The 24,819-nt window shown below is 36.3% G+C and carries 21 protein-coding genes and 1 pseudogene; 15 read left to right on the top strand and 7 right to left on the bottom strand.

What is annotated here, in order from left to right:
• Positions 1–14: 14 nt before the first annotated feature.
• Genes DFR56_RS08945 through DFR56_RS08935 form a run of 3 tightly spaced genes read right to left on the bottom strand, consistent with a single transcriptional unit; the run spans position 15 to position 1,474 of the window.
• Positions 15–731 (bottom strand): hypothetical protein, encoded by a 717-nt coding sequence (locus DFR56_RS08945; RefSeq protein WP_110395091.1) that lies wholly within the window; start codon positions 729–731, stop codon positions 15–17.
• Positions 732–746: 15 nt separating this feature from the next.
• A complete protein-coding gene (locus DFR56_RS08940) occupies positions 747–1,208 on the bottom strand; it encodes a hypothetical protein (protein ID WP_110395090.1) in 462 nt (153 codons plus the stop codon).
• Between the two features lie 2 nt (positions 1,209–1,210).
• A complete protein-coding gene (locus DFR56_RS08935) occupies positions 1,211–1,474 on the bottom strand; it encodes a hypothetical protein (RefSeq protein WP_110395089.1) in 264 nt (87 codons plus the stop codon).
• A gap of 148 nt (positions 1,475–1,622) precedes the next feature.
• Here DFR56_RS08935 and DFR56_RS08930 point away from each other — a divergent pair, with 148 nt between their 5' ends.
• From DFR56_RS08930 to DFR56_RS08875, 10 genes and pseudogenes are all read left to right on the top strand, one after another.
• Positions 1,623–2,219 carry a superoxide dismutase family protein gene (locus tag DFR56_RS08930; protein WP_110395088.1) on the top strand — a complete coding sequence of 199 codons (597 nt, stop codon included), beginning with the start codon at positions 1,623–1,625 and terminating at the stop codon, positions 2,217–2,219.
• Between the two features lie 148 nt (positions 2,220–2,367).
• On the top strand, positions 2,368–3,564 hold the full coding sequence (locus DFR56_RS08925) for an MFS transporter (RefSeq protein WP_110395087.1): 1,197 nt from the start codon (positions 2,368–2,370) through the stop codon (positions 3,562–3,564).
• A 251-nt stretch (positions 3,565–3,815) separates the two neighbouring features.
• Positions 3,816–6,959, top strand: coding sequence for a DEAD/DEAH box helicase (locus DFR56_RS08920; RefSeq protein ID WP_110395086.1), 3,144 nt, complete (start codon positions 3,816–3,818; stop codon positions 6,957–6,959).
• Between the two features lie 714 nt (positions 6,960–7,673).
• Positions 7,674–8,636 carry a helix-turn-helix transcriptional regulator gene (locus tag DFR56_RS08910; RefSeq protein WP_110395085.1) on the top strand — a complete coding sequence of 321 codons (963 nt, stop codon included), beginning with the start codon at positions 7,674–7,676 and terminating at the stop codon, positions 8,634–8,636.
• A 74-nt stretch (positions 8,637–8,710) separates the two neighbouring features.
• Entirely contained in the window at positions 8,711–9,343 is a 633-nt protein-coding gene (locus tag DFR56_RS08905; RefSeq protein WP_110395084.1) for a type 1 glutamine amidotransferase family protein, read from the top strand.
• Positions 9,344–9,372: 29 nt separating this feature from the next.
• A pseudogene (locus DFR56_RS08900) lies at positions 9,373–9,513 on the top strand (SDR family oxidoreductase); the annotation flags it as partial.
• Between the two features lie 498 nt (positions 9,514–10,011).
• Entirely contained in the window at positions 10,012–10,836 is an 825-nt protein-coding gene (locus DFR56_RS08895) for a nucleotidyltransferase family protein (RefSeq protein ID WP_242694551.1), read from the top strand.
• A 243-nt stretch (positions 10,837–11,079) separates the two neighbouring features.
• Positions 11,080–11,922 carry a pentapeptide repeat-containing protein gene (locus DFR56_RS08885; protein WP_110395082.1) on the top strand — a complete coding sequence of 281 codons (843 nt, stop codon included), beginning with the start codon at positions 11,080–11,082 and terminating at the stop codon, positions 11,920–11,922.
• Positions 11,923–12,117: 195 nt separating this feature from the next.
• Positions 12,118–12,420, top strand: coding sequence for a MazG nucleotide pyrophosphohydrolase domain-containing protein (locus tag DFR56_RS08880; RefSeq protein WP_110395081.1), 303 nt, complete (start codon positions 12,118–12,120; stop codon positions 12,418–12,420).
• Positions 12,421–12,598: 178 nt separating this feature from the next.
• A complete protein-coding gene (locus DFR56_RS08875; RefSeq protein WP_110395080.1) occupies positions 12,599–13,333 on the top strand; it encodes an SDR family NAD(P)-dependent oxidoreductase in 735 nt (244 codons plus the stop codon).
• Positions 13,334–13,517: 184 nt separating this feature from the next.
• On the opposite strand, the gene DFR56_RS08870 is transcribed toward DFR56_RS08875, so the two are convergent.
• From DFR56_RS08870 to DFR56_RS08855, 4 genes are all read right to left on the bottom strand, one after another.
• Entirely contained in the window at positions 13,518–14,093 is a 576-nt protein-coding gene (locus DFR56_RS08870; RefSeq protein ID WP_110395079.1) for a hypothetical protein, read from the bottom strand.
• Between the two features lie 33 nt (positions 14,094–14,126).
• The gene (msrB, locus tag DFR56_RS08865) at positions 14,127–15,260 is read right to left on the bottom strand and encodes a peptide-methionine (R)-S-oxide reductase MsrB (RefSeq protein WP_244916463.1); all 1,134 of its coding nucleotides are present in this window, start codon (positions 15,258–15,260) and stop codon (positions 14,127–14,129) included.
• Between the two features lie 12 nt (positions 15,261–15,272).
• A complete protein-coding gene (locus DFR56_RS08860) occupies positions 15,273–15,797 on the bottom strand; it encodes a redoxin family protein (protein ID WP_110395078.1) in 525 nt (174 codons plus the stop codon).
• A gap of 409 nt (positions 15,798–16,206) precedes the next feature.
• Entirely contained in the window at positions 16,207–17,778 is a 1,572-nt protein-coding gene (locus DFR56_RS08855; RefSeq protein ID WP_158525581.1) for a PucR family transcriptional regulator, read from the bottom strand.
• 425 nt (positions 17,779–18,203) lie between these two features.
• Here DFR56_RS08855 and DFR56_RS08850 point away from each other — a divergent pair, with 425 nt between their 5' ends.
• The 5 genes from DFR56_RS08850 to DFR56_RS08830 all read left to right on the top strand — a co-directional run bounded on the left by DFR56_RS08850 (position 18,204) and on the right by DFR56_RS08830 (position 24,450).
• Complete coding sequence (locus DFR56_RS08850) at positions 18,204–19,577, top strand: NAD(P)-dependent oxidoreductase (protein WP_110395076.1); 1,374 nt, start codon at positions 18,204–18,206, stop codon at positions 19,575–19,577.
• A 96-nt stretch (positions 19,578–19,673) separates the two neighbouring features.
• Positions 19,674–20,960, top strand: coding sequence for an NAD-dependent dihydropyrimidine dehydrogenase subunit PreA (preA, locus tag DFR56_RS08845; RefSeq protein ID WP_110395075.1), 1,287 nt, complete (start codon positions 19,674–19,676; stop codon positions 20,958–20,960).
• A gap of 22 nt (positions 20,961–20,982) precedes the next feature.
• Positions 20,983–22,398 carry a dihydropyrimidinase gene (gene hydA / locus DFR56_RS08840; protein WP_110395074.1) on the top strand — a complete coding sequence of 472 codons (1,416 nt, stop codon included), beginning with the start codon at positions 20,983–20,985 and terminating at the stop codon, positions 22,396–22,398.
• Positions 22,399–22,690: 292 nt separating this feature from the next.
• Complete coding sequence (locus DFR56_RS08835; RefSeq protein WP_342353154.1) at positions 22,691–24,166, top strand: NCS1 family transporter; 1,476 nt, start codon at positions 22,691–22,693, stop codon at positions 24,164–24,166.
• 65 nt (positions 24,167–24,231) lie between these two features.
• Positions 24,232–24,450 carry a hypothetical protein gene (locus tag DFR56_RS08830; RefSeq protein ID WP_110395073.1) on the top strand — a complete coding sequence of 73 codons (219 nt, stop codon included), beginning with the start codon at positions 24,232–24,234 and terminating at the stop codon, positions 24,448–24,450.
• Positions 24,451–24,819 lie beyond the last annotated feature (369 nt).

Genomic DNA, 24,819 nt, shown 5'->3' with positions numbered 1-24,819 from the left:
ATTTTGCGCCCCCCTTATAAATAGTCTGTTTTCATTAATTTTCTTAGCATGATTTTTTTCCAAAAATTCCAGCCAATGATTGCAAGTACGATAGAGATAATAGAGGCAAGGAGTGGCTTTTCTGTTGCAAGATAAATAGTCCAGGAAACAAGTCCAGCGTCATACCATTTATAAAAGATAAATAAATATGCAATAAATATCATACTGCCAAAAAGCAGCCCATAAAAGATGTTCCAACCGAGATTGGAATGTGCTTCAAAGGTCGGATTCACACAACCTATGTATATCCCAAAACAGAACCAAATGATTGAAAAGGCTACATATGAGCCTAATGTCATTACTTGTTGAAAAGATGGGTAAAGAACAATGAGTAACATTCCACTATACAAGGTATAGTAGAAAAGATAGGACAAAAACTTATATGTAACGATTACTTCTTTTTCTACTGCCAGTTGATTTAAGGCGATAAGAAAAGGGGACGCATAAAAGAGACCTGTTATTTTTTGTAATTGAAAATCTTTTGGTCTAACATATTGCGAGAGAAGGCCACTAAATATAAAAGCTAAAAAATAAAAATCTAATCCCATAGATGCTTCCTCTAAATAAGTTGGGATTAATGAGCGAATAAGCAACAAAGATACAATCAATATTCCTAATAAATAAAGGAAACTTTTGGGTGAATGTTTCCATTCAAATGTTGCTATCCAGAAAGATTGCTTCCAACTTTCCATTTGCTAAATCCTCCCTTAAAAGTAATCTAATTTTTTCATCGTTTTGACCATATAAATAGGCAAAGCCTTCCAACTAATGATGACTAAAATAATAGAAATACCAATCGCTACGAAAGCCCAATCTTGTGCAAGCATGATCGTCCAGGCCACAATCCCGTATCCAAGCACTTGATAGAAAAATAAAATAAATCCCAACCCAAGAGAAAAGGATATAAGAAAACTCACAACCATTTTAGTAGGTGTATGATAATCTCCAGCGTCACTCGATGGCATAATCATTCCGAAATAAAGAGCATATAAAATCCAAATGAGTACAAATGCAGAGTATGTAAATAGATCCATCATTTCTCTAACAGTTCCATTAAAGATATATAAAAATGAGAAGACAGTGAATATAAATGGCATCAGGTAGGCAAGGTAGATGATTAATCTACTTTTAGCAATGACTTCTTTAGGAATGGGAAGTTCATTTTGCATGATTAATACTGGCGATGCCCAAAGTCGATTGGAAATCCTTCTATATTGGAATTGCTTGGAACGAAACCAAAAAGGTCCGAAACTAAACTAATGACAAGTAAGAAGAAAATATCGAAACCAATATAATTTTCCTCCACGTATCCTTTAAAACTAGTCAAGAAAATAAGACTAAGTATCGTAAGGATTAACCAACAAAGAAATAATTGTGCCTGTGAAGACTTTAATTCAAATTTTGCCAACAAAATAGCCTCTTTCCAAGTATTCATCATAAAAACCCCCAAGTGTTATACTGTATATATCTATATTAACAGTATATGACCACTTATTTTAAAAGTCAACCTATTTAAAAACGTTTATTTTTATGTCTTTCGGGTGAAAATAATAGAAATAAGCACGTTTGGAGGGGTATGTTGGATGAAAAAAATACATCTATTGTATGTGTTATGTTTTATTTTAGTGATTGCGATTGGTTGCCAAAGGGATCCGAAAGAACCTAAAATGACAGAAGAAGACCAAGATCAAGATTTACAAGAAGTAAGCTCACCAAGTAAAGAACGTACAGAAGTAGAGCTAATGAATCAAGAAGGAATTTCAATTGGAACGGCAACATTGACAGAAGAAAAAGACGGAGTTCAAATCCATGTGGAAGCAAATCATTTAGCCTCGGGTTTACATGGATTCCATATTCACGAAAAGGGTTTATGTGAAACGCCTAATTTTGAATCAGCGGGAGGCCATTTTAACCCTGATCATAAAAACCATGGTTTTGACGATCCAGCTGGAGCACATGCTGGGGATATGGAAAATTTAGAGGTTGAAGAAGATGGCACAGTAGATACAAAAATAATGAATGATCAAGTTACGTTAGAAAAAGATGCCATCAATTCTTTATTTAGTAAAGAAGGAACATCCCTAATGATTCATGCAAATCCCGATGATTATAAGTCTCAACCAGCAGGTGACGCAGGAGAAAGGATCGTTTGTGGAGTGATTAGTAAAGCAGAAAAATAAGTGCTTTGATAAAAATGAAAAGTTCGTAAGCTGACGAGATGGTTATTTTCTCTGAAAAGACTACTCTTATTATTTTGTATAAAGTAAATAATTTTCAAAATGATTTTTTGTTCATGTATACTATAAATAGGAGAGGAAGATACTGAACATGGAATCTAATGAGAGAGAAAATATCAAGCAGGAAAAAATTTTTTCGAGGGACTTCGCATTCATATGGCTTGCGAACTTTTTTGTTTTCTTAGGATTTCAAATGACTTTACCGACGATCCCCATTTTCGTCAATGATTTAGGTGGAAGTGACCAACTAATTGGGATTATTGTAGGGATATTTACGTTTTCCGCATTATTATTTCGCCCTTATGCTGGTCATGCACTTGAAACGAAGGGAAGAGGAGTAGTCTACCTATTTGGTTTAGCTTTATTTGTTTTGTCTGTCGGTTCATTTGGCTTAATCGCTAGTATGACCTTTCTAATCATCATGCGAATTGTGCAAGGTATCGGTTGGGGCTTTTCAACAACCGCCTCTGGTACAATTGCTACAGATTTAATTCCCCCAAAAAGACGTGGGGAAGGAATGGGGTATTATGGTTTATCAGGTAATTTAGCATTAGCATTTGGTCCCGCTTTAGGGCTTACTTTGGCAGATGTATTAACATTTAAGCAGTTGTTTTTAATTTGTGCTGGGCTAGGATTGATTGCACTGATCATTGCACTAAATATAAAATACAAAAAAGTGGATGAGTCCCCACATAAAACGCAATTAGCACGCTTTGACGTAATAGAAAAAACAGCCATTAACCCTTCCATTCTGTTGTTTTTTATTACACTTACATTTGGTGGTATTACATCCTTTCTACCTCTTTACGCAGCCGAGAAAAGCATCGAAGGTATTCAACTTTATTTTATTTCATTCGCATTATTTTTAATGTTATCAAGAATTTTTGCTGGAAGAATATATGATCGTAAGGGTGATCTGTATGTTATTCCCCCAGGTACAATCTTAATATTTACAGCAATGTTACTGTTAGCTTGGCTACCAAATATGATGACGATGATTGTCGCGGGAGCATTGTACGGTCTTGGTTTTGGAACAGTCCAACCTGCTTTACAAGCATGGGCAGTTGATAAAGCACCAAATAACCGAAAAGGAATGGCAAATGCAACGTTTTTCTCTTTTTTTGACTTAGGAGTTGGTGTTGGAGCTATCTTATTTGGTCAACTCGCTTTTTTATTTAATTACGGAATTATTTATGTCGTGTCAGCTTGTTCAGTTCTAGTTGCACTTATGTTCTATACGTTTTTAATTGTAACCGGTAGACGAAAAGTTAGAAAAGTTAATCTATAGTATAATAGTTTAAAATATAGGGTATTCGTGTGGAAAAGTAACTATTAGATGTATATGCCTTACTAGCAAATGGAATATGCGAGACTTCTAGTCGGCTAAAAGCGGTCATGTCCTGGGACTGGACTTTGTTCGTTCCACCGTAAGATTTGTAACTAACGCCAACACTACCAGTCCCGTGCGTCATTCCATTTGCGTCGTGATAAGGAGAATTTTTCCACTTACCGAAAATATATAAAGGTTAGGTAATAGTTGTGAAAATAATTAATCGAAATGTAATCCAACGCTTATTCCCACTTCATATTTATGAACGTGGTTTGAAATATTATCATGAAGATAGAGTGAGAGGCCTGAGTTATAATAGGCATGAAGAAGCATGGTTTGCTGAAGTGGAAGGCACAGAAGATTATTATGTTGATATTCAATTTAATGAAATAAATGATGGTAAAGTTAAAACATATTGTGAATGTCCTGCATTTGATTCATATAAGTCTTGCAAACATATCGTCGCTGTACTTTTAAAAATTTCCGATCAACGAGTACCGAATCGATTTGATGAAAAGATCACAACGCAATTTCTTGATGGAATATTATCTTCACAACGTTCTACACATTTTGAAATGGAAAAAATACCAATGATGGTGGAGTATTATGTAAAGTTAGAACATAATAATAAAATTTGGTTAGAGTTAAAAACAGGTGTCGAACATCGTTACGTGATTCGAAATGTTCGTGAGTTTTTAGAGCATGTGCTGAATAATGAGGCTCATTTTTTCACAAACAGGTTTAGTTTTGATCCAGAACTACATTATTTTTTACAGCAAGATATTCAAATACTAGAAATGCTACAATCTTTTATTCAAACAGGGGATATTTTCACGGACCGAGGCTACTATTCGGAAAATGCGTATGATAAAAGGCTATTTCTCGTACCTCCTATAGCGTTTTTCCAACTAATCGAATTACTAAAGGAACGATCGACCACAGTAGAAATTGGAAAGTCATTTTACCAAGGAATGGAGATTGTAAAAGATGCACTCCCGTTTGATTTTAAAGTAGCACACGATGATAAGAAAGAACTCGTTTTACAAGTAGAAGGGTTTAAAGAGATCAAATACTTTACACCTTATAAAATGATTTTTTCAGCAGGTGTTTTTTATTTCCCGAATGATGATCAACTAAAAGTAATGAATCAAATAAAACGCTTTGGCGTTGCCAGTCAGGAACTACCTATTTCAACCGAAACGGCAGATTTATTTTTTTCAGAAGTATTACCAGTCTTAAAGAAAGTATCACATGTAGAAATATCTGATCAAGTAACAGATGAAATTATCGAGCTTCCATTACGGGCAAAAATGTATTTACAAAAAAATGAAGAAGCGATTCTTGGAAAACTAAGTTATCATTACGGTACGTATGAAATTGATCCATTTGCGAAAAGAAAGGAAAAAGATGTTATTATTATTCGTGATGTAGAAACAGAACAATTAATCATGAATTTAATCGAGCATTCTAATTTCCACTACAACGGGAAAGAATTATATATAAAAATGACAAATGACGAGGAAGTGTACGATTTTTTATATCATATTCTACCAATATTAGATCAACATGTGGAACTATTTTTAACATCCGAAATACAAAGCCTTATTGTCGAAACAGAGCCAACCCCAAGTACAACTGTGAATGTTCAAACAGGCACCAATTTGCTTGAAATTGGGTTTGATATAAGTGGAGTCGATGATGATGAAGTAAAAGCAATGATTCAAGCAGTTATCGAAAAAAAGCGTTTCTACCGCCTTAATAGTGGAGCGCTTGTTTCTTTAGAGGGTGATGAATATCGCTCCATGCAACGGTTTTTTGACGATTTACATATTAAGGGGAAAGATGTGCAAGATGGAAATGTTACAGTTCCTGTTTATCGTGGGGCGCAAATTGATGAATTAATCGAAACGAAAAAGAGCTATGATCCTTCGTTTCGTAAATTACTTCACCAATTGAAATCGCCAGATGAGCAAGTTTTTGATATCCCAGAAAATTTACAGGCATCTTTGCGACAATATCAAGAAATTGGCTATCAATGGTTTAAATCACTAAGTGAATATCATTTGGGTGGGATTTTAGCGGATGATATGGGGCTCGGTAAGACATTACAAACAATCACCTACTTACTATCAGAGCCGAGTGATAAACTTCATTTAGTCATTGTTCCATCGTCCGTTATTTATAATTGGCGTAATGAATGCCAAAAATTCGCCCCAGACCTTAAAGTAGCAGTTATTACAGGATCCCCGGAGGAACGGGAACAGTTGATGAACCAGGCGAAAGAGGCTAATGTATGGATTACATCATACGGAACAGTAAGGCAAGATGTGAATTATTATAAAGAGATGAAGTTTCAGACATTAATCTTGGATGAGGCACAATATATTAAAAACTACGCAACAAAAACATCGAAAGCGATACGTGAAATTGTGGCGGAAAAGCGATTTGCTTTAAGCGGAACTCCAATAGAAAATTCATTGGATGAGCTTTGGGCTATTTTCCAAGTTATATTACCAGGATTAATGCCGGGTCAAAAAGAATTTAGGCAACTCGGACCGGGAAAAATTGCTTCGCTAACGAGACCATTTATTTTGCGGCGTTTAAAGGAAGAAGTGTTAACTGAATTACCTGAGAAAATTGAAACGGTCCATGTATCAGAACTAACAAAAGAACAAAAAGAATTATATGTCGGTTATCTACAAGAGTTGCAAGAAGTTACTTCAGCATCGATCGCGGCAAATAATTTCCAACAAAATCGAATGAAAATATTAGCGGGCCTAACACGTTTACGTCAACTATGTTGCCATCCATCCTTATTTATCGAAAATTACGAAGGTAAATCAGGTAAGCTTGATGAATTAATGGAATCCGTTCAAACGATGATTGAAAATGGGAAAAGGATGCTCATATTTTCGCAATTTACATCCATGCATGATTTAATCATCAATGAGCTAGAAAAACTAAACATTGATTATTTTTATTTGCATGGTCAGACACCGTCCAAAGATCGTGTAGAAATGAGTGAAGCTTTTAATAATGGAGAAAAAAATGTCTTCTTAATTTCGTTACGAGCTGGTGGAACAGGACTCAATTTAACTGGAGCAGATACAGTTATTTTATATGATTTATGGTGGAATCCAGCTGTTGAGGATCAAGCTGCAGGTCGTGCCCATCGTTTTGGCCAAAAAAATGTTGTGCAGGTAATCCGCTATATTACAGAAGGAACGATTGAAGAGAAAATTTATCAATTACAACAGAGAAAACGTGAATTAATTGACCAAGTAATTAAGCCAGGTGAAACGATGTTGTCAAGCCTATCGGAAGATGATGTACGAGAATTGTTAAGTATTTAATTGGTATTTTCGGTGTTGTTTTTCTTCTAAAAGGAACGAAAATATTTTTATATACACATTGAACTTCCGGGAACTGTTCCATGTTTTATTGTTGGTAAGTGATGGATTATTCAAGAGGACTCCCCTTGTTCGTTTTTTACTCAAAAACTAGATAACAAAGGTGAGAGTCCTCTGCTTATTTCCTTGTAATTATTAGGTTATAACTATCTCACCAGTACCATTTTACCAAGAGTTTTGGAACAAATAAAAAACAAGTTTTTTTCACATTTGTTAGTAAAGGGTCCGATTGTTGTATCACTATATGAATGTTAAAATTATCATGATTAAAATAGAGGGAAGGGCGTATGGATGATAAATATTGTTATCCTAGCATCCGTCATTGCATGGATCGGTGCAATCCATGAACTAAATAGATCTTCCAAAAAGCAAAATGACCAAAAAATAATAACATTAGTATCTTTGGGCACTTTATCAACACTAATTATCTCCCGTTTTAATAAGGGAAAGTGTGACGAGAATTTTTATATAGTTTAATTGAACTTAACGGGCGTATTAACCTAATATGGAATAGGACCCGAATCATCCACTCCCTTTGAATAGTGATACTAATAAAGCGAAAATAACTTGTGAAGGAATACTTAAACTAACGAGACTAATAGTCGAATTCAAGGAAATAAATTAAATGAGATTTGCTATAGATAGAGGTGGGATCATATGCCTAAAATTGACAATATGCTAGCCATTCTTTGGATGCTTCGTTCTGGTGAAAAAGTTACTGCCAAACAAATTTCAGAAAAGCTGGAACTGAATATAAGAACCGTCTATCGCTATATCGATACCCTTTCAACAAGTGGTGTACCTATCATTTCAGACACAGGGCATCATGGCGGTTACACTTTATTGGATCATTTCATTGAAGCTCCCCTATTTTTCGATTACGAAGAACAAACCTCCCTAATTCACGCCGCTGTTTTTGCGGAAGAAGCCGGATACTATGGCGATGAAGCACTTCAAAGAGCCATTACAAAGCTCAGCAACTATGCAAATGAAAAACAGGAAAGCAAAATACAACGGTATGTATCCAGTCTTGAAGTATTGAATGGATTTAGTTCCCTCCCTATGAAATCTTCGTTAAATGAACTGGAGCAAGCCGTGGCTGACGGATACTCTGTAAAAATTCTATACAATAAAGGTGGCAAAGAGCAATCAACGTATAGACTGGTTGATCCGTACAGAATTATCTATTGGAATAATAAGTGGTATGTAATTGGACTTTGTCATCTTAGAAATGATATTCGCAGTTTTAGAGTCGATCGAATTGAACGTCTAATTCTAACCGAAAATAAGTTTAACCGACCAGAAAACTTTTCAGCACGTGACCTTTTTATAAAAAATCTTCTTCCGACTTCAGATGAGAAGGAAAACAGTATTTCTTTAGTGATTACCGGTAATAAAAAGATGTTAGGCGATATTTGCCAACATTGGTTTTTAGGACATTATTTACAAGAACGCACCTCAAATCAAGCTGTATTTCTTCTCGGAAAAGAGATAATACATACATATGTACCTCATTTACTTATACCGTATGGAACATCTGTCCAAATTCTTGAGCCAATAAGTCTGAAGAAAAGAATTATTGAAGTTCTGTCGGAATTAATAGAATTTCATCAAATATGATAACTTCCCTGACGTTAGCTGTCAGGGAAGTTATATTATAATGGCTATATCAATTATGATTGGAGTGTTATTAGATGCAAACAAAAACAACTTATCTTTATGTATTTAATACAATGTCAGACTGGGAATATGGCTATTTAATTGCTGAACTAAACTCAGGAAGATATTTTAAAAAAGGTTTAGCACCTTTAAAAATTGTTACAGTAGGCGTTAATAAAGAAATTATTACTACGATGGGAGGACTGAATATAAAACCAAATATTTCCGTTGGTGAGTGTCATCTTGAAAGTGATGATCTTTTAGTTTTGCCTGGTGGGAATACTTGGGGGGAAGATATTCATCTACCTATTTTGAAGAAAGTTGGCGAAGCTTTAAAGCTTGGCACTATTGTTGCCGCAATTTGTGGTGCAACGGAGGGACTAGCGAAATGTGGATATCTAGATTCTAGAAAACATACAAGCAATAACTTAGAGTATATGAAAATGGTCTGTCCAAATTACAAAGGAGAAAAGTTTCATGAGATGGGACCTGCCGTATCTAGTGAGAATTTGATCACTGCATCAGGAACTGCTCCTCTGGAATTTGCGCTGGAAGTACTGAAAAAGTTAAATGTATTTGCACCAGATACATTAGATTCATGGTATTACCTAAATAAGACTTCTCAACCTGAATATTTCTTTCAATTAATGGATTCACTAAATAGATGAATTAAAAAATTTAATTTAGCAGGTTAATAATGTCTTCAGTGTCCGGCATGGAAAGCAGTTCAGATGCAATTTATGGGCTATCGAAAGCTGCCATCCTAGGTTTAACTAAAAGCGGTGCCAAGAATTTCTCACCGCATATTCGAGTTAATGCCGTTGCTCCTACGATACTCGTCCTACCGTAGAATTTGCACTTGCACGTTCTGTGCTTCGAAGACTGAAGCAGTGCCCAGTAAAAAGCTTGTCACATTTTGCGGAAGACAACGATAGTATGGAACGTATTTTAGTTGTTTAGCGGACCCCAAGTAACTATTAAAGACTGGAACATAAGTTAAAAATTTATTCATTTAGTAAGAATCGAGAAAGTAAAACCGCATGAATTCATACGGTTTATTGGCTTTGTCTGAAGAATTGGTCTTGCTTAGTATATTATATGATGTCTTACGCTATCGTTTCGTTACATGGTTAGCTGTATTGTTTCACTCACATGTGTCTCTTTGACAGTCAATCAGCTTTAAGTGCTCTTGAACCTATCCCCAGAAGTACCATTAATGTTCCTTATATCACTGATTAGCTTTTATATTAAGGGCGTTACTGTTCAACAATTGGGTAAATAACAAATTGGTTACTTGTGTTAAAATAAATATAGAAATTGTGAAAAGGAATGACTAATGAGGGGGATGGAGATTGGAATGGGGAGTCTACAAGCCGGATATGGGCTAGACGGAGATGGATACATTATGAGTGACGTCGCTTTAGATAAGATTGATAATGTCTATTTTACGTGCATACGGGAATCTGTCGAGGAGCTAGTAAGGTTATTTCCTCATCAATTGCACAGTGTTTATGTATATGGAAGCGTTGCAAGAGGTGAAGCTGTGGCGGTTAAATCAGATCTAGACCTTTTAGCTATGTTCAACGATACGTTGGGTGAAAAGGAGTTGGTGGAGTTAAAGGCAGTAACTAAAGTATTGTCTCGAAAGTACCACACTTTGGTACGTGATGTTGGTATAGCCGTTGCAAATTACGATTATGTAGTTGATCCAGCGAATTACTATGAACAGGCATTTCTTAAGGAACTGTGTGTTTGTGTTCATGGAGAGGATCTTCGAGAACAATTCGGCCTTTACAAACTCACATCAGAGATAGCGATAAGTTTCAATGGAGATATTCATGAAGTACTTGCTAGGACAATGATTCGGTTAGAAGCAGCTACCATAGACGAGTTTAAAATACTTGTACAAAACTTCGCTCGTAAGATGATTCGAACATACTATTCAATGGTGATGGTACGATCTCAGATTTGGTCGACACGACTTCATGAGCAGTCTGATGTTTTTATCCACTACTTTCCCCATAAAGAACCTATTATTCACACCTTGCAGAAATGGATTGAAGAGCCACCGATCAATCGAGAACTAGTACTAGATCTCTTTCAGAACGAGGGAAAGTGGGTTACGACGAATTTCGAACGGGAAGCCCATATCACTTCTTGAACATCATAATGCTCAAGAAGCTATTGGCAATAAACATAAGCTTTATTTCCAAAATAGGGTGTCATTCTATAATAAATAGCAGCACCCATTTTGCTTATATGGGCGGAAGAGTGGCAGTATTTATCTTTTTCCTCATGGACTCTTGGGATGGATTTCAGTATGCAAAGGAGAAGTATCTCACAGATTTTCCGAACGAGAAGTTTTCTTTAACTAAATGACAAAAAATGTAAAGAGGCTAGAAAAATGTATAAGGAAACAGCCAAAAATATTAGAGAAAGTTTAACGGCCGATTGTATGAAGTGTTTTGGACTTTGCTGTACAGCGCTTCATATTGTAGCATCGAGTGATTTTCCAATTAACAAGCCAGCAGGTACACCTTGTATTCACTTACAATCTGATTATGGTTGTCAAATTCATGGTAATCTACGAGAGAAGGGTTTTAAGGGTTGTACAGTGTTTGACTGTTTAGGTGCTGGACAAGTCGTTTCCCAAGTTACGTTTAAAGGTCGAAGTTGGCGAGATAATCCTGAAATTGGAGATAAAATGTTCCAAGTGTTTCCGGTTATGGAACAAATACATGAAATGATGGCATATGCGGCAGAAGCCTTGTCGTATGACATTCCTCCTGCTTTGTCTGATAAATTGAGTATGCAGTTAAAAGAATTGCAAAGCTTATCAAAGTTCGATGCTGAACAATTATTATCTCTTGATCTAGTGATGTACAGATTTCCATTAAATAAGTTGCTTATGGAAACAAGCAAGTATATTCGAAAAAGCTTAATTGAAAAGTTACCTGGCACGAAAAATTATAATCATGAAAGAGCCGACTGGATTGGCAAAAAATTAAGAGGTAAAGATTTAAGGGCGTTAGATTTAAGAGGTGCATATTTGATTTCAGCAGACATGAGGAATGCAGATTTAAGATGTGTTGATTTTATTGGCGCTGATTTGCGTGATGCTGATTTAAGGGGTGCGAACTTATCTACGAGTATGTTTTTAACTCAAATGCAAATTAATTCGGCCAAGGGTGATGTAAAAACAACATTACCATATTATATACAACGGCCCTTCCATTGGATTAACTGATTTTGGTCGTGTTTGTGTATGGGGAAATTGTTGCGTTATATCTCTATTCAATAGATACGAAATCCCTTATTCAATCATCGGGTGCGAATATGGAATTTCTTGGTTCAAAGCCATATTGTTGAGGATTGTTCCGAGAGATGAATTCAGGGTTTCTACACGATGTAAATATTTTTAAAATAGGGGGGAATTCAAGAAATGAACATTAAGGAACTTCAACAATATGTTTCAAGGTTTTGCGACGAAAAGGGATTCGAAGGTATCCCGCTTGAGACTAGGGTTATGTACTTGATTAGTGAAATAGGTGAATTAACCGATGACTTACTAGAAATAAAAGGTGCAACGACAGAGAAGCAAGAAGTTATTAAAAGAAACATAGGGCATGAAATGTTTGATGTGACATGGAATATTTTTGACTTAGCAAACAAACTAGATATAGATTTAGAAGCCGCGTTTAAAGAAAAAATGAACATTAACGAAAACAGAGAATGGAAAACATAAAATTAATTCAGTTCGTGTTACTAGGTAGGTGTTCTGATTTATTCTAAAAACCGACGCTTTAATCGAGCAATTGTATGCGATCGGGTCTGATTTTTAAAAAATCAACTTATCAGGTTTGGATAGCGCCGATGAAATTTTAGTTAACTTGATCCATAGATAGAGAGAGGAGTTTTAATAAGTGATCAAAAATAGAAAGGTAATTGTAACAGGTGCGGCTTCTGGGATAGGTAAGGAGATTGTCAAACGATGCCTACATGAGGGTGCTTCGGTAATTGCATGCGATATTAATGAACACTCTTTATATGATTTAAAACGGTTAATAGATAATCGCAATGATCTACATACCTATCAATTAGATGTGAGTAACTATGAAGAGGTCACTAGATTTTTTGTATATATTAAAACAGAGCATCCTGACGTGAATGGTTTAGTTAATAATGCGGGAATCTATTTGGCGAAAAATATATTGAATTATCAAGTAAATGAAATTGATAAAGTTCTAAATATAAACATTAAGGGTTTTATATATTTTTCACAAATGTTCGGTCAAGTATTGCTCCAAGACCAACGTAAGGGAGTCATCATTAATATGTCTTCAGTGTCAGGCATGGAAGGTAGTTCAGATGCCATCTATGGGCTATCGAAAGCTGCCATTCTAGGTTTAACTAAAAGCTGTGCCATGAACTTCTCACCATATATTCGAGTGAATGCTGTTGCTCCTACGATGGTTAATACACCGATGATGGGTACGATACCTGATTGGAGAAAAAACGAGTATTTAAGTCAGCAACTCATTGATACGCCTGTTTTGCCTGAAGATGTGGCTGATACTGTTGTTTTTGTCTTATCAGATAAAGCCAAACATTATACAGGCGCCGCGTTCGATATTAATAATGGGGGATATTTAAGATAGTCCTCATCTTGCAAAACTAACGGGAGTGCAAATTGAAAAGATAATAGATATTCCACATCGTTTTCCTAATAGAGGTTGTTCAAAAAGTCCAACAAAAATGACACATTGAATTTCTGCGTTGGCAGATAAGTATTTAAGGACTCGAAAACACCCGAGTCCTTTTCCTATCTTAATTGAACTTTTGTTACTTAACCAAAAAGTCTATCTCAGCTTCTAGTTCGAAATGCTTCGCTCCATCATCATCTTCAACCGGGGAGAGAAAAAAATCTGTCACTCCATTTACAACATAATAACCGGGAGGAAATCCATCTCCCTCCATAAACTCCTCGGCAAAAGCGATATATTCCTTAGGATCAATCTCTTCACTGTAATGAATGCTTTTTTTATATTTTTTTCGGTAGTTTTCTCCTTTTTTAAGTATTGTCGTTGTCCCAATGTCCTCAACAGCGTAGTCAATTGTGTAACCACGCACTTTTTCTTCGATAGAGAAAAGAATGGCTGAGGCTGAATGACCGATAGAAACTTCCTCCTCATCACCAACATAGATGATTTCTCCATAAAGCTCGACTGACTCATTTTCTTCATATACTTCTTTTTCCGACAATAACCGAAAAACAAAGTCTCCTTCTCTCGTTTCTGCAATCGTTTGCTTCACTTCATATTCTTCTAGTTGTGTTTGATCAAAATCATCGGTTGGCTGACAGCTTACTAGTAGTAAAACAAAAGTGATGATAGAACTAACAAATAATACTCTTTTCATGGCCCTTCCCCCATTTATATATATCAACTCAAGCTATTCAACAATATTTACTAAATGACCGTATCCTTTCTCTTTCATTTCATCAATATGAATAAATTCAATTGCAGCACTATTAATACAATATCTTTTGCCACCACGATCTTTTGGTCCATCATCAAACACATGCCCTAAGTGAATATCACCAACACGACTTCTAACCTCTGTTCGGATCATGTTAAAACTTGTGTCCTCATGGTAGGTGACTACATCAGGATCAATCGGCCTTGTAAAACTAGGCCAACCACATTCGGAGTCATATTTTTCTCTACTTGAAAAAAGAGGTTCACCTGTGACGATATCGACATAAATACCTGGTTCATAAAAATCCCAGTATTCATTCGAATATGCTGTTTCTGTATCATCTTCCATTGTTACGTTATATTGTTCCGTTGTTAATTTTTCCTTTAATTCTTCCTTACTAGGGATTGAATAGGCGTTCGGATCAATTTCAATCTCATCCAAAATATCCAAATTAATATGGCAATACCCATTTGGATTTTTCGTTAAATAATCTTGGTGATATTCTTCGGCAAGATAATAATTTTCTAAGGGCAAAACTTCGGTAACAATTTCTTTTTTATATTTTTTTTGCTCTTGCTTTACTGCTGCTTCAATCGTTTCAAGATCTTCATCTTGTACATAATAAATGCCGGTTCGATATTGAATCCCGATATCATTTCCCTGTTGATTATGTAGCGTCGGATCAATCACTTTGAAAAAATAAAGGAGCAATTCATCTAATGTAATTCGGGCAGGATCATAGACAATTTCAACGGTTTCAGCAAACTCTTCTTCCCCGCTAATTACATCATCATAGGTAGGGTCTTCACCAGTTCCATTTGCATAGCCAGGTGTCGCATTAAATACTCCATATATGCGCTCAAAATATGCTTCCACTCCCCAAAAGCAACCGCCAGCAAAATAAATTTTTTCGAGACTACTATTAGAATAATCTACATTTGCATTAGGGCTGTCTATTTGTTCATTTGAAAAAGAGGCAGGTGAATCTAAATCGTGTTGAACTTCTGGACTTTTATTCATTGGAGAATGAACACTATCTTTTGGGGATGCCGAACATGCCGATAGAATAAGAGTTAACCCAGTAAAGTAAATGAAAAACTGGCGCACTGTATGTTCCCCCTAATAGACTTTTCCCATTTTGTCGTGGATATCATTATTTTCAAGTTGACCAACAATAGATGAAGTGAGTACCCCATCTGTTCCGATAAAATAAGAGGTAGGGTAAGCAAGTACGTTAAATTCATTCGACCATAAGCCATTTTCATCAAATAACACAATAATGTTTTCATACTCCAATGAATTGAACCAGTCGATAAAATCATCCCTTTTCATCTCCCCTTTATAATTTGGGCTTACAATGGTAATCACCGTAAAATCAGTTGCTTCCTTTGATAAATGATCTGTATCTTTAAGCCCAGCTAAACAAACGGAGCACCAGGATGCCCAAAATTGGACATACACTTTTTCTCCCAAAAACTGTTCGATTGTCACCATATTTCCATCCATATCTTGAAGCGAGAAATTTGGTGCTAACTCTCCTTCGTTTAGTGAATCTGGATTCGATTTTATTTCTGTTTTCATACAAGAAGTGGTAATCAAGACACTAAGTAAAAGTAAGAAGATTAGTATATTTTGTCGTTTCATTTTTTAATCCTCCTTACCGATCATCATACCATAAAATGGGCATAGAAAACTTCACAATTTAGACACAAGTGCTTGATTTTGATTCATTCTTAATATAGAATATTACTACAATTCAGAAAGGGGCGATAAAATGAAAAAAATTGCTGGAGGCTTTATGAAATGGATCGTTTCTTACTTAGCAGTTTTTCTTGTCATAATGCTTATGCCCGTCTTTTTGATAACAAAAGATGTCTCCGCATTTGACGGGATTATAAACTACCTATTTGATAATAACAGTTAATTTTTTGAAAATATTTTTAAGCGAGAGGTGCATCGTTTTTCTACCAAATAAAATTGCCCTCTTTTTATTCATCTAGAACAAACTCGCCCATAGGTCAAAAGGATGACTGGGGCGAGTTTGTTTATTCATTCAAATATCTACATACTTTAAGGCATGAATAGAGAACTCAATCATAAACCGATTTTTCGGACTCATGAAATCATGGCCAAGCAATGATTCTATTCTATTTAACCGATGGTATAAAGTTTGGCGAACAATATGTAGTTCCTCAGCAGTTTCATTTTTGGCGCCAAGGTTTTTCAAATACACTTGTAACGTTTTTAGAAGCTCCGTTCTTTTTTCTTTATCATAAGTTAGTATCGGACCAAGATAGTCGATAATAATTTCTTTCAAACTATCTTTATCATCCATCTGGTCAATTAATCGATAAAAGGCTAACGTATCATAAAAAGGCTGCTTTAATATCTCATTATTTTGCTGATAATTTAAGGTGGAAAGGGCAGTATCATAACTTTTTCTAAGCTGATCATAAGCAGATATCGTTTTTCCAAAGCTAATCCACTTTAGTTCACTTAAAATAAGTGGATCATTATTATTTTTATTGATCGTTTCTATTGCTTGCATTAATCGTTTTTGAAGATTGTCGGTTTGCTGATTAATTAGTAGAAAAATATAATTATTCCGGGTATAATCTCTAACGGTAAATAATTGAAAGCCAAATTCAAGCAAGACAGGTCGTAAAAGCATCATGAGTACCGTTTCTGAATTGCTGTTTTTATCGTTAACAAGTAGTGATTTATGGAAAGGTTTAACTGCGATGATAGCCTCTTTCGTTAAAACTCCTGGAGTCTTTTGCTGTATTTTTGAAACAATTTCTTTATGGCTTAAAGAACCAGCAATGGCTTCTAAAATCCAATCATTTTTTTTCATTTGATTTGCTTCTTTTTGTTGCTGATTTTTCCAAAAGTATTGCCCTAGAATTTCACCACATCTTTTAAGGGCTAATTCATCAAATTGAGTTACCATGTTTTTGTTTTCAACAAAGTACAATGAAGCGATTTTACTTCCGAATAAATAGATAGGTTGTTCGTGATATTGCTCATTTTTGTTTTTTTCAAGTTCATTTTTTAATTTATGTTGCTGTTTGGTTGATGGGGAAGGAAAGAAACGATATTGCTCCTCAAATTTTAATGCAACTTGCTTTTCTGTTTCTTTGTGTAAAACTCTTAAGAAATCTCCGGCACTGCCATTGGAAATAAGTTCCTTGTTTAATTGATTGTATAAGCTTTCTAATTTCAGCCAGACGTCTTTATTGTAGCCAAGCAATAACTCGTGCAAATCTTTCGTAATATCAATAAATCTAACTTCTTCTGTGAAAACAATAATTGGAAAGTCGTGCCGTTCTGCAAGTTCAACCATTTTTGAGGGGAGTTCTTTTGTATGTATAACTAATTCTACACAAAGTGCTGAAGCATTGTATTCTAAAAGTTGTTGCAAATAGGATAAACTTTTCTTCTCTTCGTTAGCCCAGCCGTATCCAGTCGTTAAGATAACTTCTTTCCCATTAAGCAAATGTCCAAACCGATCTATCTCTACAATATGTGCCCACTTAATTGTACGATTTAATCCCTTTTCTCCAGCTAAGACCTTTGCATTTTCAAAAAAAGGTCGCTTCAATATATCTCTAACTAATAAAGCCATTTTGTCCCCTCCTATGTTTATGCTGGTCAAAACGTAAATGAAAACGGTACCGAAATTTAACATTATGTCCAATGAAATAAGAATAGATTGAATATAATATAAATTCTAACTACATATATACAGGTATTATAACTACTTAAGTCGAATAAAGAAATTAATTAGAACAAAACAATTTCCCTTTTCTTAGATCTTTATGCACAACTTGTCATATTGGTTCGTCTTTACGTGTATAAATCACTAGTGGTATAAGCAAGATCGTTTAATAGCTTCATGAAATGAAAGGTAATCTCTTTTTAGGAGGTGAAGATGGTCTTAAATGAGATAAAGACCTTTATTTAGTGACTACAAACATCCTTATCTTAAGGATAAAGTGTTAGATAGGTGAAAATGAAGTCTACACATTATATACGAGGAGGTTGTCTAGTATGAGTCATCTTACAAAATCCAGCATATCATTAGAGAATGTAAATGAAAACTTTCAAGAAGTTTTTCCAGGATTAACAAGCCAGGAAGCAATCGAAGAATCAAATCGTTGTCTTTATTGTTATGATGCACCGTGTATTACTGCATGTCCAACGGGAATTGATATTCCTACCTTTATCAAAAAGATTGCTTCTGGTAATCTAAAAGGTTCTGCAAAGACAATTATGACAGAAAACGCTGTTGGAGCAAGTTGTGCCCGCGTTTGTCCAACGGAAGAATTATGTGAAGGGGCTTGCGTATTAAACCATTCTACACAGCCGATCATGATTGGGAATTTGCAACGATATGCCACTGATTGGGCGATTAAAAATGAACAAGTGCTTTTCAAACCAGGTAAGAAAAATGGAAAATCAGTTGCTATCGTTGGTGGGGGGCCGGCAGGTCTTTCAGCTGCTAGAGAACTTGGATTGTTGGGCTATGCTGTTACCATTTTTGAAGCTGAAGAAAAGGCAGGTGGTCTTAATACGTTTGGAATTGTTTCGTTTAGGCTTCCTCAAGAAATTTCTTTTTGGGAAGTGGAGCAAGTCGAAAGCCTAGATGTAGAAATTCGTACAAATACTGTAGTTGGTAAAGATATTTCTGTCGATGAAATCCTTGAAAACTACGATATTGCCATTCTTACTATCGGAATGTCGAAAGTTCCGAACCTTGGGATAAGCGGTGAAGATTTAGAAGGTGTATATGATGCGATTGAATTTGTAAAAGATACAAAGACAAAACCTCTACCAAATGAATTTCTTGGAAAACGTGTTGTTGTCATTGGTGCAGGAAATACAGCGATTGATGGTGCCACATGTTCTGTACGTTTAGGTGCAGAAAATGTGAAAATTCTTTACAGGCGCACGATCGAAGAAATGACAGCATACGAGTACGAATATGAGTTTGCCAAGCAAGATGGGGTTGAGTTTAGATGGCTCACTACCCCTACCAAAATTATTGGGGATGAGCATGGTCGTGTTACTGGAATTGAATGTATAAAAATGGAGTTGGGGGAACCTGATGAAGACGGGCGACGACGTCCTATTCCAATGGAAGGATCCGAATTCACATTGGAACTAGATGCTGTTATTAAAGCAATTGGACAATCGAGGTATGTTGATCTTATCGAACAATTTGGCTTAAAGCATGATGGAGGAGTAGTACAAGTCGATCAAACGACATTTCAAACTTCGAATGAGAAGGTGTTTGCATGTGGGGACGTCATCTTTGGAAAAGGGCAGGGAGAAGCGATGGTCGTATCGGCTGCTCAACAAGGAAAAGAAGCTGCATACCAGATTCATAAAATGTTATTCAAAGACATCTTGGAAACAGCTTAATCTATTATTTAAAGCTTATATAGTATGTGATAAGAGTAAATGATCATTTTTTATGATGAGAAGGTATTCCTTATCATTAATATGGGAGGTAATAAAATGGCAGATTTAAGCATTAATTTAGCAGGAATTGAATCGCCCAATCCATTTTGGTTAGCTTCTGCTCCTCCAACGAATTCAGGCTACCAAGTTCAACGAGCTTTTGAAGCGGGATGGGGTGGTGCCGTTTGGAAAACATTGGGGGACCCAATTTTAAATGTAACATCACGATTTGCTGCAGTGAACTTTAATGGGCACAGAGTTGCAGGGTTTAACAATATCGAATTAATTACAGACAGGCCACTTGAAGATAATTTAAAGGAGATTTATGAGACAAAAAAACGTTTCCCAAATCATGCAATCATCGCTTCCTTGATGGTCGAACCAAAGCAAGAAAAATGGCATGAAATTGTCAAACGAGTAGAGGATGTTGGAGTAGATGGATTGGAACTTAACTTTGGGTGTCCTCATGGAATGGCGGAAAGGGGAATGGGTTCAGCTTCCGGTCAAGTGCCGGAATTAGTTGAAAAACAAACATATTGGGTGAAAGAAGCGGCAAAAACCCCTGTCATTGTTAAGTTAACCCCAAATATAACGGATATTACAGCTACAGCTGAAGCGGCCACAGAAGGTGGAGCCGATGCGATTAGTATGATTAATACGATCAATAGCTTAGCAGGTGTTGATCTTGACACATGGAATACGATTCCACATGTTGGGGGCAAAGGGTCGCATGGAGGATATTGTGGGCCTGCAGTAAAACCAATTGCGTTAAATATGGTTGGTGAATGTGCTAGACACCCACGAATTAATGTACCGATCTCGGGGATTGGTGGGATCTCCAACTGGCAAGATGCGGTTGAATTTATGTTAATGGGGTCATCAAGTGTACAGGTCGCAACAGCTGCAATGCACCATGGGTTTAGAATTATAGAGGATATGACAGAAGGTTTAAATAATTACCTAGATGAAAAGGGAATAACATCAGTGATGGAATTAGTAGGAAAATCTGTTCCTAAATATACAGATTGGGGCGAACTTGATTTAAACTACACAATTGTTGCACGAATTAATAATGACATATGTATTAATTGTAATAAATGTCATATCGCTTGTGAAGATACATCCCATCAATGTATTGATATGTTAAAGGATGACATTGGCAACGATATTTTAAAAGTTAGGGAAGAAGATTGTGTAGGCTGTAATTTATGTGCAATTGTTTGTCCGGTCGATGGTGCGATTGACATGATTGAAATTCCAAGTGAACTTCCTGTAATGACGTGGAATGATCGACAAGCTGCTCTCGGTGCTGTTGGCTGTGAAGTTGACATTGTAGAAAAATAAATTTTTTAAAAGAGGTGATTAAATGAGAAAAATAATAAAGAACGGTACGATTGTCACAGCAGCCGATATATACAATGCAGATATTTTGATTGAAAATGGCGTCATTAGTCAGATTGGGCAACATCTTTCTACAGACGGATCAGAATTGATTGATGCAGAAGGACACTATGTTTTCCCTGGTGGAGTTGACCCCCATACACATCTAGAAATGCCATTCGGAGGAACAGTAACGAAGGATGATTTTGAAACAGGAACCATTGCAGCCGCCTTTGGTGGGACAACAAGTATTATTGATTTTTGTTTAACGAATAAGGGAGAGCCATTGAAAGACGCGATTGATACATGGCATGCAAAAGCAAAAGGAAAGGCAGTTATTGATTACGGTTTTCATCTTATGATTGGTGAAGTGAATGATACGGTATTATCTGAACTTCCATCTGTTATTGAAGAGGAAGGCATTTCTTCTTTTAAAGTATTCATGGCTTATAAAAATGTTCTTCAAGCAGATGATGAAACACTTTTCCAAACGCTTGTAGCGGCAAAGGAACTTGGAGCACTTGTTATGGTGCATGCAGAAAATGGGGATGTGATTGATTATTTAGTGAAAAAGGCATTAAAAGAAGGAAATATTGACCCGATTTTTCATGCATTCACAAGGCCAGCAGAAATTGAAGGTGAAGCAACAGGAAGAGCGGCTACGTTCACGGGGCTTTCAAATTCTCAGATTTATATTGTACATGTCACTTGTGAGGAAGCTGTTAGGCAAATTGCAGAAGCAAGGAATAACGGAGTTGATATATGGGGTGAAACATGTCCACAATACTTAGTGCTTGATCAGACATACTTAGAAAGGGAAAATTTTGAGGGGGCTAAATATGTTTGGTCACCCCCCTTACGTGAAAAGCGGCATCAAGATGTTCTTTGGAACGCACTAAAAACAGGTCAACTCCATACCATTGGATCGGATCAATGTTCATTTGATTTTAATGGACAAAAAGATCTTGGAAAAGATGACTTTTCTAAGATTCCAAATGGTGGCCCTCATATTGAGGATAGACTAAGTATACTTTTCTCTGAGGGGGTGACTAAAGGAAGACTCTCATTAAATCAATTTGTTGATATTACTTCAACTAGAGCTGCAAAATTATTTGGATTATACCCACAAAAAGGAACGATTGCTGTTGGAGTAGACGCTGATATTGTTATTTTCGATCCAAACAGTGAAAGAATCATTTCAGCCGAATCCCATCAAATGGCAGTAGACTATAGTGCGTATGAAGGAATGAAAGTAACAGGAGAACCAGTATCTGTACTTTCTCGCGGAGAATTTGTCGTTCGGGATAAAAAGTTTGTTGGAAAACTTGGTTCTGGTCAGTATTTGAAGCGTGCAAAATACAATATAAGCAACGAATCAGAAGATAAAACATACACCATCTAACCTTTGTTTAAATGTGGATTGGTAGGGGAAAGACTTTCCTTTCCCCTGCTTCTACAAGCATGTAGTATATACCATTTTAAAAGTTAATTTCTCTGAATATTTAAAAAACAATTCTGTTATCGCTGATTTTTGGTGAATTATATTTTACCGTGAACATGTCGAGTTGTGCATTTCTGAGAATGTTTAACTCTAGGGAGCGTCTAATTAAAAACAAACACCTTTGCTTAACATTCAGAAGTCATTGAAAAGAAGACAAGATTTCGTCAAAAAAATGAGAGAATGGAGAATGGTGATGAAGAATACTGATTATTTAAAATCCCCCGATTTACTTCCGTCTACCCAAAGTGATAGGGTGGTTAGTACATTTGGATTCGGGGTTATGTGGGTCGGTATGGCTATCGTAATTTCGGCTTTTGCAATAGGTGGGGCAGGAATGGCGAATCTATCGCTTTTCTGGGTTTTGGCCGCCTCCATTGTAGGGTGTGTTCTGATTGGGCTTTTTATGACAATCACTGCGGATGTTGGTATTGAACATGGCTTATCATTCCCAGTATATATACGAGCTCCTTTTGGAACTGTTGGTACGCATATTCCTGCTTTAATCAGGGCCTTTACTGCGGCAATGTGGTTTGGGATTAACACGTATTTTGGTGCGACAGCTATGAATGCTATTTTTAATATATTTTGGGGATTTGATAATTGGTTTATCTGTTTTATCATATTTATTGCTGTTCAATTAACAAATACAATACTTGGGATTAAAGCCGTTGAACGATTTGCTAATTTGGCCGCTCCTACAGTAATTATCATCGCCATTTGGATGTATGTGGTCTTAGGTAAAGAAGCCGCCGCAATTGACCGTAATGTGTGGGCATGGATTGAGGAACCTGTTTCGGCTGGCATCATGTTTACGGCCTTTATGTTAATTGTTACTGGGACGATGGGGTACTGGTCGACACTCGCAAATGATCTCATGAATATATCACGGTATGTAACGGCGCCAAAGTTTGAAAGAAGTTGGTGGAAGCGAAATAAAGGTATGTGGGTAGGTAGTATCATTGTTATGCCTATTGTCCAAACCTTTGTCGTTGCAATCGGTGCAATAGCTTATATTGCTGTAGGTGACTATGATCCTGTTGCAGCAATCCAATTACTTTCAACTAGTGGAATTGTTTTAGCAATTTTGTTTCTTATGATTGTGTTTGCACAATGGTCCACAAATACACCAGCAAATGTTATACCTGCTGCAACGGTATTCTCTAATGTTGGTGGACCTAAAGTACCATATGCTCTCGGAGTTATTATAGCTGGTGTTATCGCTGTAGTGTCACAACCTTGGGCGATTCTTGATGTGATTATTCCTTTCTTAATCATTAGTGGTGCTATTTTATCTGCAACGGTTGGTATCATCATTGTTGATTATTATATCATTCGTAAGCGCAGGCTGAATGTTCCCCATTTATATGAAAGCGATGGTCAATATCGCTTCCATAATGGAATAAACTGGGCAGGAATGATTTCCTTTATAGTTGGTGGAGGAATCGCATTGCTCTTCCAAACATATTCCTTTTTTGTCGGATGTTTCATCGCGGGGATCGTCTATTACTTTCTAGCTAAATACTGGTGGTTTAAAAAATATAAACAAGCAGAACTTGAAGACCCTAGTGATGAGAAGTATTTAGGAATTACGGTTGGGCGCGATTGGCAGATTGATCTTGAACCAGAGACGGTCGTTTTTCCAGATACATCCGTTGATTCAAAAGTATAATAAAATGATAGGGGAATGGAAAGGGAAAGAGCGAATAAAACATTGTTAGAAGGAGTGGAAAGAAAATGAGTGAGTACAAAACATTTTTACAAGAGAGGGATCGAATAGACTTTTTGGTACAAAAGGAGTATAAAATTACGAATGTTACTGAAAGCTTAAATGGTGCCTTTGTAGAACTTGAAAATGTTGCAGAAGATGAAAAAGAGATGTTACACATCATTACACCTGAAGGAAGAAAGTATTTTGCTGTTGTGTTGATTCAACAACAAAAAGCAGGGGCTTAATGAGTAATGGAAGGTAATTTCTTCATTTTGAAGTTAGGAGATAGCATAATTGAATGATGGAGGGTGAAACTTGTTACTTTTTATTCTAAGATATTGGTGTTGATGACATTAGTTAACCTTAGATTTCAAAGTAAGTGGCAAGTTTGCTGCTTCTTACCCATCACATTTGCTATAAACCGTGAAGTAACAGCTAAGTTGTTTTCCACTTCGGATCGTCGCTTTCCACGGGCACGGTGTCGCGGGAGGGAAGGCTCATCAACCGCCCATGGAAGCGTAGTGTATTTCCGTAGCAGTAAGACATTTACTATTCAAAGTTTTGTCTTAGTTTATAGGTTTGTGGCAAAAACAACGGCTCTTTTCGATGGGGCG

It is taken from the genome of Pseudogracilibacillus auburnensis, from assembly GCF_003201975.1.
GTDB lineage: Bacteria > Bacillota > Bacilli > Bacillales > Amphibacillaceae > Pseudogracilibacillus > Pseudogracilibacillus auburnensis.
The sequence above is the reverse complement of the archived record's forward strand: the minus strand, read 5'-3'. Positions and strand labels throughout refer to the sequence as shown.